Here is a 12324-nt window from a genome sequence, read left to right as displayed (position 1 = left end):
CGAGGTCTCGTCCACACCGCGCACCTCCCGACCGCTACTCCCGCTTCGACCGCCGCCGGGACTCAGGGACTCCGCGTACCGGCTGGGGTTTCGTCCGGGCCGTCTTCCTGCTGTCCGCTACTCCCGCTTCGGCCGTAGGCAGGCTCAGGGACTCCCTGTGCCCGATGAGGTTTCGTCCGGGCATCGCTCCTCTCGTTCGCCGCTCCAGTTTCCGCGCCGCCGACGGGGCGCTGGGACTCGGCCCGTCCTGCGAGGTCTCGTCCGCGTCGTGCTGGGGTCTGGCTGGTGCGTGGGGTGGGGTCGGTGGGTGGGTGTGGTCGGTGCGTAGGGGGATGCGGGTGGTGCCCTCGGGAAGGTGTGTACCCGGGGTGGCAGCTCTCCATGGCCCGTGGCCGGAATCGGCCCCGGGCACGGTCTGCCCGGAGCCGTCGCTCAGGCCTGCGGGGAGCGCCTGCGGCCGTACAGCCGGTAGGCCCCGCCTCCGCACGCGGTGGCGATCAGCGCACCGCCGATGACCAGGGCAGGAACCGAATCGTTGAACGATCCACCCGCTCCGGCCTCGACCCCGTGCTGCACGCTCGCCGGGGCACAGTCCCCGCTGTGCGAGTCCGCGCATTCCTCGTGCCCCTGGCCCTGTCCCTCGTCCTGCCCCTCTCCCTGTTCCTGACTCCGGTCCTGACCTTGGCCCGCGCCCGCGCCCTCGCCCTCGTCCTGTTCCTGACCCCGGTCCTGACCCTGGCCCTGGCCCGCGCCCGCGTCCTCGCTGTCCTCGTCCTGGAACGAGCCCTGATCCTGGCCGTCCCCCTCCTCGTCCCCTTCCCCCTCTCCCGCCGCGTCCGGGCTCCACGCCTTGTCCTGTCCGTCCGTACCTGCGGAGCAGTCGGCGGAGCCGGGTGACCGGCGCAGGCTCATGGTGTGGTCCTCGAAGGCCTGCGGGGTGGCCTCGTGGGCCTGTGGTGCCGGTCCGGTCGAAGGGCCGCAGGCGGCGGGCGCGGAGGCCGGGCCGCCGGGCTGAAGCGGGCCGGGAGTCGCCTCGGCGGCCGGGTCCGCGTACGCGGCGGGTCCCGGTATGACGAGCGCGGCCCCGGCCAGGACGGCGACGGACAGGGCACGGGCGGTGCGGCGCATGGGACGGGCTCCTCGGCAGGGCGGCGGCCGACGACCGGCGGCCGGCCGGCGACCACCGGCCCGGCACCACTCGCCGTCCACCTCAGGGACACGGCTCTCGTGCCCTCGCTGCCATCACAGCCCCCCGGCCGCCGTACCGCGCGCGGCCGGACCCCATTCGCGGGACGCGAACGGCCGGGCGGGTGACCTCACGGCCTCAGGCGCCGGAGGCCTCCGCGGCTGCCGGTTCGCCGCAGCAGCGGTCCCGGGCGCCCTCGCGGGTGCGGCCGGCGCTGACCAGGCGGCGCGGGTTGCGGCGCAGGTATTCGCCCTCCAGCTGGGCCATGCGCTCGTTGTGGGTGCGCAGGGCGTCGTTCGAGCCGTACAGGAGGGTGTCGTGCCGTGTGCGGTGGATCGTCTCCAGCTCTTTCATGAGCTGCTGGTCGTCCAGCCGGCCGGGGTCGACTCCGGTCATGGTGGTACCCCGCTCGTCGAGTGCCTTCATGCGGCCCGGGTACCCGCCCGAGGTGCACCGCCCCCGCGCGGTTCCGGGAGGGAGCCTTGGAGCTCGCGTTCCTGCCTCCACTGTACGAACTTCCGGGTCAGCGGGCGCGCTCCACCCGGCGCTCGTCCCAGACGGGCTCGGTGGTCTCGCGCAGGCGGCCGTCGCTGCCGAAGACCAGGAAGCGGTCGAAGGAGCGGGCGAACCAGCGGTCGTGGGTGACCGCGAGGACGGTGCCGTCGAAGGCCTCCAGGCCTTCCTGGAGGGCCTCGGCGGACTCCAGGTCGAGGTTGTCGGTGGGCTCGTCCAGGAGCAGCGCGGTGGCGCCGGCCAGCTCCAGGAGCAGGATCTGGAAGCGGGCCTGCTGACCGCCGGAGAGCCGGTCGAAGGCCTGTTCGGCCTGGCCGGTGAGTTCGTAGCGGCGCAGCCGGGACATGGCCGCGCCCCGGTCCTGGGCGTGTTCCTTCCACAGGATGTCGAGGAGGCTGCGGCCGACCAGCTCGGGGTGGGCGTGGGTCTGCGCGAAGTGGCCGGGCACGACCCGGGCGCCGAGCCTGAACTCGCCCGTGTGCGCGACGTCCTCGCCGGCGAGCAGGCGCAGGAAGTGGGACTTGCCCGAGCCGTTGGAGCCGAGGACCGCGACCCGTTCGCCGTAGAAGACCTCAAGGTCGAACGGCTTCATCAGGCCGGTGAGTTCGAGCTGTACGCAGGTGACGGCCCGTACGCCGGTACGGCCGCCCTTCAGGCGCATGGTGATGTCCTGCTCGCGCGGGGGCTCGGGCGGAGGCCCGGCCTCCTCGAACTTGCGCAGGCGGGTCTGCGCGGCGGCGTAGCGCGAGGCCATCTCGTGGCTGACGGCGGCGGCCTGACGGAGGTTCAGGACGAGCTTCTTCAGCTGGGCGTGCTTCTCGTCCCAGCGGCGGCGCAGTTCCTCGAAGCGGGCGAAGCGTTCGCGGCGGGCCTCGTGATAGGTGGCGAAGCCGCCGCCGTGGACCCAGGCGTCGGCGCCCGCCGGCCCCGGCTCGACGGAGACGATCTTCTCGGCGGCGCGGGCGAGGAGTTCACGGTCGTGGGAGACGAACAGGACCGTCTTGCGGGTCTCCTTCAGCTGTTCCTCCAGCCAGCGCTTGCCGGGTACGTCGAGGTAGTTGTCCGGCTCGTCGAGGAGCAGCACCTCGTCGGTGCCGCGCAGCAGCGCCTCCAGGACCAGGCGTTTCTGCTCGCCGCCGGAGAGGGTGCCCACCTGGCGCCACTGGGCGCTCTCGTAGGGGACGCCGAGCGCGGCGGTGGTGCACATGTCCCAGAGGGTCTCGGCCTCGTAGCCGCGCGCCTCGGCCCAGTCGGCGAGCGCCTGGGCATAGCGGAGCTGGGCGGCCTCGTCGTCGACGGTCATGATGAGGTGCTCGGCCTCGTCGACGGCCTTCGCCGCGGCGCGGATGTGGGGCGGCGCGACGGAGACGAGCAGGTCGCGTACGGTCGTCTCGTCCCGTACGGAACCCACGAACTGGCGCATGACGCCGAGGCCACCGCCGACGGTGACCGTGCCGCCGTGCGGCTTCAGCTCGCCGGAGATCAGCCGCAGCAAGGTCGTCTTGCCCGCGCCGTTCGGGCCGACCAGCGCCATGACGGCGCCTTCGCCCACCCGGAAGGACACGTCGCCGAGCAGCGTCCTCCCGTCGGGGAGGTGGTACTCGAGGTGTGCGGCTTCCAGATGTCCCATGGGCAGGCATTCTGCGGGGCGCGCCCGAGCCGGGGCAAACCCGTTTCGGGTGGTGAGTTTCGGGTGGTGAGGGGGCCGAGGGCGCCCGAGGGGGGCCTGAGGGGGGCGGCGCCCACTCACCAGGCCGTCATCGCAGCCGTCACCGCGACCGTCACCCCATCGTGTCCACCGGTTCTCCCGTCGGGCCGCTCTCCCCCGCCGGCAGGACCGTGGCGCCCTCCCAGGACAGGGCCTTCCAGCCGTCGGACGGGGAGCCCTCCAGGACGACCACGCCGGTGTTCGCGAGGGGGCGGGCGGCGGCGAAGGCGGCGTCGACGTTGTCCGCGCGTGCGGCGACCCACACCCGGATCGCGGCGCCGTGGCTGACCATGGCGACGGCGCCGGCGCCGCTCGCGGCGGCCTCGGCGATCACGGCGTCGTACCGGCCGAGGGCCTCCTCGCCGTTCTCCCCGCCGGGAATGCGCGGCGCGGTGGCGCCCGTCGCCCACGCGAACGCGGTCCGCATGTACACCCGGCCCTCGGGGGACTCACCGGGCAGCATCTCCAGGTCGCCCGCGGACAGTTCGCGGATGCCGTCGCGGACGATCGCCTCCAGGCCCCGGGCCGCGGCCAGCGGGGCGGCGGTGAGCTGTGTGCGCAGCAGCGTGGAGACGTAGAGGGCCTCGATGTCCTCCCCGGCGAGCGCCTCGGGCAGCGCGGCGGCCTGTGCCTCGCCGAGCGGGGTCAGGCCGGGGCCGGGCACGGCGGTGTCGAGCAGGTGACCGACGTTGGAGGGGGTCTGGCCGTGACGGACGAGGAGCAGGCGCATGCTCCAGGGTAACCGCACCGCGGTACCCGCACCGCACCCGCCGAACCAGCACACCTGACACCTAGTCAGTCCATATACCAAAACACGAGTCTCATCATTCGACATGCGGGAGTAGCGTTCGGCGCATCGCGGAACGGGGCCGGGTCCGGCCCCGTGACCGGTCCGTCGACGAGGACGAAGGGGCAACCGCCATGCCGAACGCGCAGCAGCAACCGCCGCAGCATCCGCATCAGCAGCCGCAGCCGCAGGAACCGCAGCCGAGAGCGCGGGAGACCGCCGTCTACACGCACGGGCACCACGAGTCGGTGCTGCGCTCGCACACCTGGCGGACCGTGGCCAACTCCGCCGCCTACCTGCTCGGTTCGCTGAAACCGCACATGAAGATCCTCGACATCGGCTGCGGTCCGGGCACGATCACCGCCGACCTGGCGGAACTGGTCCCGGACGGCCATGTCACCGGCGTCGACCACGCGCCGGGCATCCTGGAGCAGGCCAGGGCCACCGCGGCCGGGCGCGGACTGACCAACGTCGACTTCGCGGTCGCGGACGTCCACGCCCTGGACTTCCCGGACGACACCTTCTGCGTGGTCCACGCCCACCAGGTGCTCCAGCACGTCGGCGACCCGGTGCAGGCGCTGCGCGAGATGCGGCGGGTGACGAAGCCGGGCGGGTTCGTCGCCGTCCGTGACGCGGACTACGCGGCGATGACCTGGTATCCGGAGGTTCCCGGACTGGACGACTGGCTGGACCTGTACCGGCGGGTGGCGCGGGCCAACGGCGGCGAGCCGGACGCCGGGCGCCGGCTGAAGGCGTGGGCGCTGGCCGCCGGCCTGACGGACATCACGGCCACGTCCGGGACGTGGACGTACTCCACCGCCGAGGAACGGGAGTGGTGGAGCGGGCTGTGGGCGGACCGCACCCTCGCCCCGGCTTACGCCGAGCGCGCCACGGAGGGCGGCCACGCCACCCCCGAGCAGTTGCGGGCGGTGTCCCGGGCCTGGCGGGACTGGGGCCGGCGCGAGGACGGCTGGTTCGCGGTCCTGCACGGGGAGATCCTGTGCCGCAAGGACGCGTGAGCCGTCAAATAAGGCGTGGCATGAGGCGTGACTCCGCGGTACCGCCGGGTCACGCCTCCCCGGTGAAGGAGTAGGCGGCCCAGGGACCGCTGAGTTCCACGCGGAGCCCGGGTGCCTCGTCCTTCGCGCGATCGACCAGTTCCACGAACTTCTCGCAGTCCGCGCGGGGCACCAGATAGGCCGCGTCGAGGACCTTGCGGCCGGGCACCTCGGACGTCTCGACGTGGTGCGGGGCGTGCAGCCGGGAATCCTCGGCGTACCGGGCGAGCCGCTCGTGCACCGACCGGGCGAACACCACGGCACCGGCGGGCACCGGCTCGGCGGACTCGGACCCCTCCCCCAGCCCGGTCCCGGTCTCCGGCTCGGTCCCCGGCTCGGTCCCCGGCTCCAGGTACATCCGTACGCCCCACTCCAACCTGCCCTCCAGCCGGTCCAGGATCCGCCGGAAGGCCGCCCCGCGGGACTCGATCATCGTACGCACCCCGCTGTCGTCCGGGACGACGGTCGCGAGCCGGAGCGGCAGCGGGGTGGTGACGGTGGTGAGCGCGTCGATCACGCCCTCATGAGCGCGGACGGCGGCGGCCCGCCACTCCGCGTCCTCCAGATGGGCGAGCAGCACCTCCTCGTCGAATTCGGTCTCCGGGACCTTGCTGACGACCGCGACCAGCCCCTGGTGGTGCAGCAGCGCCGGAGGGACGCCCCCGACGCCGGTCAGCTCGGCCTGCAAGGGCGCGTCGAGAGGGCGGCAGATGGCGTAGACGTAGCGCAGTCGGGTCATGGCGCCTCCTCGGGACCGGTCCCCGTCATGCTCTCAGGATCGGCCCTCGCCATGTCCTCAGGAAAGGTACGCGCCGATGTCACCACTGACCGCACGATCGCCTTCACCAGCAGGTTCACTCTCACCGGCACGACCGCCCTCACCGCACGACCGCCTCCTCGACCAACAGCTTCACGGCGGCCGTGATGTTCAGGGAGTCGATGCCCGCGGCGTGCAGCTGCTCGTCGGGGTCGGCGGAGCCCGGCATCGTGCGCACGGCGAGACGGACCAGGCGGGGTACGGGCCGTCCGTCGGTGAAGGCCTCCGCGACGGCGTCGCCGAGGCCGCCCTCCTCGCGGTGGTCCTCGACGGTCAGCAGACAGCCGGTCTCCTCGGCGGCCCGCCGCAGAGTCCCGGCGTCGACGGGCTTGACGGAGTACAGGTCGACGACCCGGACCGGGATGTCCTCCTGCGCGAGCCGGTCGGCGGCTGCCAGCGCCTCGTGCACGGTGACCCCGGCCGCGACGACGGTCAGCCGGTCCGCCTCGCCGGCGCGCAGCACCTTGCTGCCGCCGACCGGGAACTCCTCGTCGGGGCCGTAGATCACCGGGCTCGCACCGCGTGAGGTGCGCAGATAGCGGATGCCGTCCAGGTCGGCCATCGCGGCGACGAGCCGGGCGGCCTGGTTGGCGTCGCACGGATACAGCACCGTGGAGCCGTACACGGCCCGGAACATCGCCAGGTCCTCCAGGCCCATCTGCGAGGGGCCGTCCTGCCCGATGGCGACTCCCGCGTGCGAGCCCACCAGGTTGATCCCGGAACCGCTGATGGAGGCCATGCGCACGAAGTCGTAGGCGCGGCTGAAGAAGGCCGCGAACGTGGACGCGTACGGCAGCCAGCCGCGCACGGCCATGCCGACGGCGGCGGCGACGAGCTGCTGCTCGGCGATGTAGAACTCGAAGAACCGGTCGGGGTGCTCCTTGGCGAAGAGTTCGGTACGGGTGGAGTCGCCGACCTCGCCGTCCAGGGCGACGACGTCACCGCGGGCGGAGCCGAGCGCCGCGAGGGCCTTGCCGAAGGCGTCCCGGGTGGCGACCCGCTCGCCCCGGGCGTAGCGCGGGAGCCGGAGGGGTTCGCCGTTGATCGAGCGGCGGACCGGGGCGGCGGGCGGTTCGCCGACGCGGACGTGCCGCTCGCGCCGTCCGCCGAGTTCCGCGACGGCCTCCTCGGGGTGGGGCAGCGGTTTGCCGTGCATGCCCTCGCGGTCCTCGGCGGAGGCGACGCCCCTGCCCTTGAAGGTGCGGGCCAGGATCGCGGTGGGCCGTCCGGTGGTCGAGCGGGCCTCGGTGTACGCCCGGTCGACCGCCTCGACGTCGTGCCCGTCGGTCTCGACGGTGTGCCAGCCGAAGGCCTCGAAGCGGCGGGCGTAGGCGTCCAGGTCGTGGCCGTGCCGGGTCGGGCCGCGCTGGCCGAGCCGGTTGACGTCCACGATCGCGGTGAGGTTGTCCAGGTGCTCGTACCCCGCCGCTTCGGCGGCCTCCCAGACCGAGCCCTCGGCCAGCTCGCTGTCGCCGCACAGCACCCACACGCGGAATCCGGAGTGGTCGAGCCGTTTCCCGGCGAGGGCGATGCCGACGCCGACGGGCAGGCCCTGGCCGAGGGAGCCGGTGGCCGTCTCCACCCAGGGCAGCCGGCGCGGGGTCGGGTGTCCCTCCAGGCGGCTGCCGAGCTTGCGGAAGGTGAGCAGTTCGCCGTCGTCGAGCACGCCGGCCGCCTTGTAGGCGGCGTACAGCAGGGGCGAGGCGTGGCCCTTGGAGAGGACGAAGCGGTCGTTGGCGGGGTGCTCGGGGCGCTCGAAGTCGTAGCGCAGGTGGTGGGCGAGGAGTACGGCCATCAGGTCGGCGGCGGACATCGAGGAGGTCGGGTGCCCGGAGCCGGCCGCGGCGGCGGCCCGCACGCTGTCCACCCGCAACTGCTGTCCCAGGTCGACGAGTTCGTCGGTGTTCATGTGTCTCCTTGTGCGCTGCTTTCTCCTGGTGCGCTGCTGTTCGCTTGTGCGCTGCTATTCGCTTGGGCGCGGCGCCGGGCCGGTCCTCTCAGGCCCGGTGGTGGGGGCCTCCCAAGTCGGGGTCCGGGGGGACGGCCGGGGGCGGCGGGGGCGTCGAGGGCATGGGCGGATAGCGCACGCCGAGGCCGCCGGTGGCACCGTGGGCCGTGCCGGTGCCGGTGCCGGTACCGGTGCCGGTACCGGTGCCGGTGCCGAGGCCGGTGCCGAGGCCGGTGCCGAGGCCGGGGCCGTGCGGGTGCCTCGGGTGGGCGATGCCGCGCAGCACCTGGGCGAGGACGCCCAGGATCGCGGCGGTGATCAGGGCGGCTGCCCAGGCGGGCAGGACCGTCGCCAGGGCCAGGCCCACGGCGAGCGCGACCGCGGCACCCGCGTACAGGGCGAGGGTGCCGGACGCCGCGTACAGGACGGCCGTGCGGCGCTGCTTGCGGGTCTGCTCGCGCAGCTCGTCGCGGACCGTCTCGCGTGCCACCTGAGCCAGCTCGTCGACGAGGTCCTTGTCCAGATGTTCCAGGTGATCCAAGCGCTCCATGGCCCCCGGGTACCCCTCGGACACCACGTGTAACGGCGCAGGCGCGGACCGGGTGGAGGCGGAGCCGGCCGGGGGCGGCGGTGCCGGCAGGGCGTGCGGCCGTGGGGCCCCTGTGCGCGGCCGGGCGGCCCAACTAGGCTCCTGCGTATGGAGATTATGGGCGCCTCGCTGCGCATCTGCGTCGACGACCTCGACACCGCGATCCCGTTCTACGAGCGTCTGGCGGGCGCCAGTGCGCTCCGGTTCGAGCGGGGTGGCGTGCAGGTCGCCGCGGTCGGCTCCTTTCTTGTGATGAGCGGGCCCGAGTCCGAGCTGGAGGTGCTGCGCAAGGTGACGGCGACCATCGCGGTGAAGGACGTGGAGGAGGCCCACCGGCTGCTGACCGAGCTGGGCGCCCACGTCGTCGCGGGGCCGGTGTCGACGCCGGCGGGCCGTAACCTCCTCGCGGTGCACCCGGACGGTTCGATCTTCGAGTACGTCGACCAGACGGGCTGACCGAACTGTTCCGGGGCCCCTCTCAGGGCGTGTCCGGGCGCATCCGGAAGTCGTACCGGGCGGGCAGGGGCTCCGCGGTCAGGCGGGCCCACAGGCGGTCGATCGCGATCACGCCCTCGCGCAGGTCGTCCACCTCGAACCCCTCCTCGAAGACGGCGCGGGCGCCCGCCGGCCGTCCCTCGGCGAGGAGCAGTTCGGCCTCCAGCAGCCGGAACCGGCCGCGCTGCCGTACGGCGGGCAGCAGCCGCTCCCAGACGGAGCGGGCGTCGGCCGCCCGCCGTGCCCGCAGCAGCGCCTCCAGGGTCTCGCGGCCGAGCGCGGCGAGCGCCGCGGTCCAGGTCTCGCCGTCGTCGCGCCGCTCGCGGCACAGGTCGTCGAAGGCGTCCGCGTACCGTTCGGCGGCGCGCTCGTGATGGCCGGCCTCCTGGTCGGCGACGGCCAGACAGCGCAGCAGGGGCCACTGGGACGGGGCGAGCGTGAGGCCGCGTTCCCAGCTGCGGACCGCCTGGGCCCGGTCGCCGGCGTGCCACTGGGCGACGCCGAGGTGGTACTCGGTGTGCGGGGTGGCCGGGGCGGTCTCCAGCATGTCCCGCCAGTGCGGGGCGACGAGCGTCTCGCCGGGCGGGCGGACGCGGCGCGGCTCGGGCAGGGAGCCGGTGCGCAGCAGTTCCCGCCAGGGTGCCTGCGCCTCGCCGAGAGCGGACTCCGGGAAGGGCGTGCCGGACAGCTTCAGGTCGGCGCGCAGCACTTCGAGCGCGCCCCAGCCGGATCCGGTGGCGAGGTACTCGCCGGGCTCGGCGTCGGCGTACGGCTTCCAGGCCGCGTACGCCTCCTCGACGCGGGTGCGGGGCAGCGCCGCCTCCAGCCGCTCCTCCACCGCCCGGACGGCGTCGCCCCAGTCGCCGTCGTCGCCGTCGTCGCCGCCGGGGGACGTGTCGAGCGGGCCGTACGCCTCCAGCCAGGAGATCTCGCTCTCGGCCTCCATGCGGACGTGTTCGAGCTGGGTGCGGGCGAGGCCGGCCTGGATCTCGCAGTAGCCGTCGGTGCCGGGTTCGGTGAGCCAGCGCTGCCAGGTACGGCCGCCGGGGCGGCTGCCCCACACGAAGAGTTTCCGGCCGCGCAGCACGTCGGTGGAGGTCTGCACCAGTGCGTGCCCGTCGGCGGCCTGCGCGGCGATCCAGCGGCGCCGGCCGTCGGGCATCTCGTAGAAGTAGTCGGCGGCATAAGGGCTGTTGAGCGGGTGGGTGCGGTCGGTGCCGTGGTACGAGGGGACGGGGACGCGGCGCAGCCGGCGCTCGTAGCCGAAATGCCAGGCCTCTTGCGCCGGGGCGAGGATCCTGCGGTCCTCGGGAACGGCGATGTTGGACCACCAGTAGGTGGCGGCGGGCCGCTCGTGCGGGTTGCGGACGCGGACGCCGACGTGGAGGAAGTCGGAGCCGTCCGGGAGCCACAGGTCGACCTGGAAGGGCAGGTCGCGCAGCCGCTCCCACTCCCACAGGCGCAGCATCTCACCGCCGTCGGGGGCGGGGACGCGGGCGGCGTGCAGGGGTGCGCAGGACAGGGTGGTGTGGCCGGTGGCGCCGATGTTCCATTCGATGCCGCCGGAGTACCAGGCGCCGTTGAGGGCGAAGTTGGCGGGCTGGAACACCGGGTTGCGGTAGAGGAGTTCGCGTCCGGTGGGCAGGTGCACGAGGGAGGCGACGCGACCGCCGAGGCCGGGCAGGACGGTGGCGCGCAGCCGGTCGTTCTCGATCACCAGCGCGTCCAGCGTGCGGGGTTCGCGGTGTCTGCCGTATCCGTCGCGGACGCGGACCGGGAGGAGACTGGTCAGTGGCGCGTGGCCGAGCTGGCGGGCCATGTCCCGGGGCATCTCCTCCCGGTCCCGGGCGTCGATGTGGTGGACCTCGTCGAGCGGGCGCAGCGGGGGCAGGGGGTTGTCCGGTCCCAACTGCGCGGCGGGCAGGGTCAGTACCTCACGTCGGATCCTCGTCACGATGACCATGGAACCTCCCGGGGCGCGCCACGGCCAGGGGACGTACGGGTCAGGATTGCGCAAAGGTGCCCACGGCGGCGGCGCGAGGTCTGCGGCCGTCAGCCCGCGGCGCGCGTCCCGGCGGTCGCGGAGCGCATCTCGGCGGTCAGGGCCCAGCGCTCGTGGTCCCGCCAGGCGCCGTCGATGTGGATCATGGCGGGCGAGAAGCCTTCGAGGCGGAAGCCGGCGCCGCGGGCGAGGGCGACGGAGGCGGTGTTCTCGGGCTGGACGTTGATCTCCAGCCGGTGCAGGCCGAGCGGCCCGAACGCGTACCCGATCACCAGGTCCAGCCCCTCGCGCATCAGGCCCCGTCCGGCCGCGTGCGCGAAGGCGCCGTAGCCGAGGGCGCCGCACAGGAAGCCGCCCCGGACGATATTGTTGATGTTGATGAACCCGGCGATGTCCCCGGAGTCCCGCTCGCACACCAGGAACCCGGCCTTGGTCGGGTCCTCGATCAGCCGGCCCGCGTAGGCGGCGTACGCCTCGTCGGTGTCCGGCGGGAACAGCCACGGCCGGTGCAGGTCCTTGCTCTGCCTGGTCCGGGCGGTGAACTCGGGGCCGTCCTCAAGGGTGAAGTGGCGGATGGCCACGCGCGGGCCTTCGGCGAGGTGATGGGGCGCGGTGTGGGGCATCGGGCCAGACTACGCGCGGCGCCTGCCGTGCCGCTCGCGGGAATCGGAACACAGGAGACGGCAGGAGTCACTGGTCACGGCGCTTCACGGCGTACGCCCCGCACAGCGCGCCGAGGGCGCCGGTGGCGAGCAGCGCCGTCCACAGGGGCACGGTGACCTCGGAGCCCAGCAGCCCGATCCGGACGGGCGCGGTGTTCTGGAGGACGAAGACCAGCGTGAGGACCGCGAGGGCGAGCACGGTCATCCGGGTGGGCCCCGTGAGCCGGCCCTTGCCGCCGGTCGCGGCGCCGTTGTCCGGGGTCTTCGGGCTCATGCGACCAGGGTGGGCGCGAGAGCGCCGCCCCGCACGGCGGACGGCGCCCTCCGGGTGACTCGGCCGGCCGGCGGGGACGGCGGCCGGCCGGCTTTCACGACACGGCCTGGCCGCCGACGACCGGCAGCCGCACCACCCCGGTGCCGCCGGGCGCGCTGACCACGGTGACCGGCTTGATGCCCCGGTTGCCGGCGTACGCGTCGTCGCTCGCCGCGCTCACGAAGCGTAGGCAGACTCCGGTAGGCAGATTCAGCAGGGAGGCTCAGAAGGGAGACTCAGTAGGCG

General features: G+C 73.8%; 12 protein-coding genes and 1 pseudogene. 2 read left to right on the top strand and 11 right to left on the bottom strand.

All coding sequences use genetic code 11. The annotated features are described in order from the left end of the window. Positions 1–432 precede the first annotated feature (432 nt). The 4 genes from ACGFYV_RS18605 to ACGFYV_RS18590 form a co-directional block, all read right to left on the bottom strand. A complete protein-coding gene (locus tag ACGFYV_RS18605) occupies positions 433–1128 on the bottom strand; it encodes a hypothetical protein (RefSeq protein ID WP_393879467.1) in 696 nt (231 codons plus the stop codon). Positions 1129–1324: 196 nt separating this feature from the next. Next, positions 1325–1612 (bottom strand): DUF6158 family protein, encoded by a 288-nt coding sequence (locus ACGFYV_RS18600; protein WP_393879466.1) that lies wholly within the window; start codon positions 1610–1612, stop codon positions 1325–1327. A 97-nt stretch (positions 1613–1709) separates the two neighbouring features. Then, positions 1710–3329 (bottom strand): ATP-binding cassette domain-containing protein, encoded by a 1620-nt coding sequence (locus ACGFYV_RS18595; protein ID WP_393879465.1) that lies wholly within the window; start codon positions 3327–3329, stop codon positions 1710–1712. A gap of 151 nt (positions 3330–3480) precedes the next feature. Continuing rightward, positions 3481–4137 carry a histidine phosphatase family protein gene (locus tag ACGFYV_RS18590; protein WP_393879464.1) on the bottom strand — a complete coding sequence of 219 codons (657 nt, stop codon included), beginning with the start codon at positions 4135–4137 and terminating at the stop codon, positions 3481–3483. Positions 4138–4328: 191 nt separating this feature from the next. On the opposite strand from ACGFYV_RS18590, the gene ACGFYV_RS18585 reads away from it, so the two are divergent. Then, positions 4329–5213, top strand: coding sequence for a class I SAM-dependent methyltransferase (locus ACGFYV_RS18585; protein ID WP_393879463.1), 885 nt, complete (start codon positions 4329–4331; stop codon positions 5211–5213). Between the two features lie 49 nt (positions 5214–5262). Here ACGFYV_RS18585 and ACGFYV_RS18580 read toward each other — a convergent pair whose 3' ends face one another. The 3 genes and pseudogenes from ACGFYV_RS18580 to ACGFYV_RS18570 all read right to left on the bottom strand — a co-directional run bounded on the left by ACGFYV_RS18580 (position 5263) and on the right by ACGFYV_RS18570 (position 8567). Then, complete coding sequence (locus ACGFYV_RS18580; protein ID WP_393879462.1) at positions 5263–5991, bottom strand: GvpL/GvpF family gas vesicle protein; 729 nt, start codon at positions 5989–5991, stop codon at positions 5263–5265. A gap of 139 nt (positions 5992–6130) precedes the next feature. Next, positions 6131–7990 (bottom strand): annotated as a pseudogene (locus ACGFYV_RS18575) (transketolase); the annotation flags it as partial. A gap of 76 nt (positions 7991–8066) precedes the next feature. Beyond that, positions 8067–8567: a phage holin family protein gene (locus ACGFYV_RS18570; RefSeq protein WP_393879461.1), complete on the bottom strand. Its 501-nt coding sequence runs from the start codon at positions 8565–8567 to the stop codon at positions 8067–8069. 147 nt (positions 8568–8714) lie between these two features. On the opposite strand from ACGFYV_RS18570, the gene ACGFYV_RS18565 reads away from it, so the two are divergent. Next, positions 8715–9062 carry a VOC family protein gene (locus ACGFYV_RS18565; protein ID WP_393879460.1) on the top strand — a complete coding sequence of 116 codons (348 nt, stop codon included), beginning with the start codon at positions 8715–8717 and terminating at the stop codon, positions 9060–9062. Positions 9063–9084: 22 nt separating this feature from the next. Here ACGFYV_RS18565 and ACGFYV_RS18560 read toward each other — a convergent pair whose 3' ends face one another. The 4 genes from ACGFYV_RS18560 to ACGFYV_RS18545 all read right to left on the bottom strand — a co-directional run bounded on the left by ACGFYV_RS18560 (position 9085) and on the right by ACGFYV_RS18545 (position 12259). Beyond that, complete coding sequence (locus ACGFYV_RS18560) at positions 9085–11064, bottom strand: DUF5107 domain-containing protein (RefSeq protein ID WP_393879459.1); 1980 nt, start codon at positions 11062–11064, stop codon at positions 9085–9087. Between the two features lie 89 nt (positions 11065–11153). Further along, positions 11154–11726, bottom strand: coding sequence for a GNAT family N-acetyltransferase (locus ACGFYV_RS18555; protein ID WP_393879458.1), 573 nt, complete (start codon positions 11724–11726; stop codon positions 11154–11156). Between the two features lie 67 nt (positions 11727–11793). Next, positions 11794–12039: a DUF1049 domain-containing protein gene (locus ACGFYV_RS18550; RefSeq protein WP_393879457.1), complete on the bottom strand. Its 246-nt coding sequence runs from the start codon at positions 12037–12039 to the stop codon at positions 11794–11796. Between the two features lie 94 nt (positions 12040–12133). After that, entirely contained in the window at positions 12134–12259 is a 126-nt protein-coding gene (locus ACGFYV_RS18545) for a hypothetical protein (RefSeq protein ID WP_393879456.1), read from the bottom strand. Positions 12260–12324: the final 65 nt, after the last annotated feature.

This window comes from Streptomyces sp. NPDC048297 (assembly GCF_043201585.1).
Classification (GTDB): Bacteria; Actinomycetota; Actinomycetes; order Streptomycetales; family Streptomycetaceae; genus Streptomyces.
This window is presented reverse-complemented; position numbering and strand designations above follow the sequence as displayed.

Excerpts from the sequence above, each read along its gene's own strand:
- ACGFYV_RS18605 (WP_393879467.1), bottom strand. The coding sequence starts at position 1,128 with ATGCGCCGCACCGCCCGTGCCCTGTCCGTCGCCGTCCTGGCCGGGGCC.
- ACGFYV_RS18600 (WP_393879466.1), bottom strand. The coding sequence starts at position 1,612 with ATGAAGGCACTCGACGAGCGGGGTACCACCATGACCGGAGTCGACCCC.
- ACGFYV_RS18595 (WP_393879465.1), bottom strand. The coding sequence starts at position 3,329 with ATGGGACATCTGGAAGCCGCACACCTCGAGTACCACCTCCCCGACGGG.
- ACGFYV_RS18590 (WP_393879464.1), bottom strand. The coding sequence starts at position 4,137 with ATGCGCCTGCTCCTCGTCCGTCACGGCCAGACCCCCTCCAACGTCGGT.
- ACGFYV_RS18585 (WP_393879463.1), top strand. The coding sequence starts at position 4,329 with ATGCCGAACGCGCAGCAGCAACCGCCGCAGCATCCGCATCAGCAGCCG.
- ACGFYV_RS18580 (WP_393879462.1), bottom strand. The coding sequence starts at position 5,991 with ATGACCCGACTGCGCTACGTCTACGCCATCTGCCGCCCTCTCGACGCG.
- ACGFYV_RS18570 (WP_393879461.1), bottom strand. The coding sequence starts at position 8,567 with ATGGAGCGCTTGGATCACCTGGAACATCTGGACAAGGACCTCGTCGAC.
- ACGFYV_RS18565 (WP_393879460.1), top strand. The coding sequence starts at position 8,715 with ATGGAGATTATGGGCGCCTCGCTGCGCATCTGCGTCGACGACCTCGAC.
- ACGFYV_RS18560 (WP_393879459.1), bottom strand. The coding sequence starts at position 11,064 with ATGGTCATCGTGACGAGGATCCGACGTGAGGTACTGACCCTGCCCGCC.
- ACGFYV_RS18555 (WP_393879458.1), bottom strand. The coding sequence starts at position 11,726 with ATGCCCCACACCGCGCCCCATCACCTCGCCGAAGGCCCGCGCGTGGCC.
- ACGFYV_RS18550 (WP_393879457.1), bottom strand. The coding sequence starts at position 12,039 with ATGAGCCCGAAGACCCCGGACAACGGCGCCGCGACCGGCGGCAAGGGC.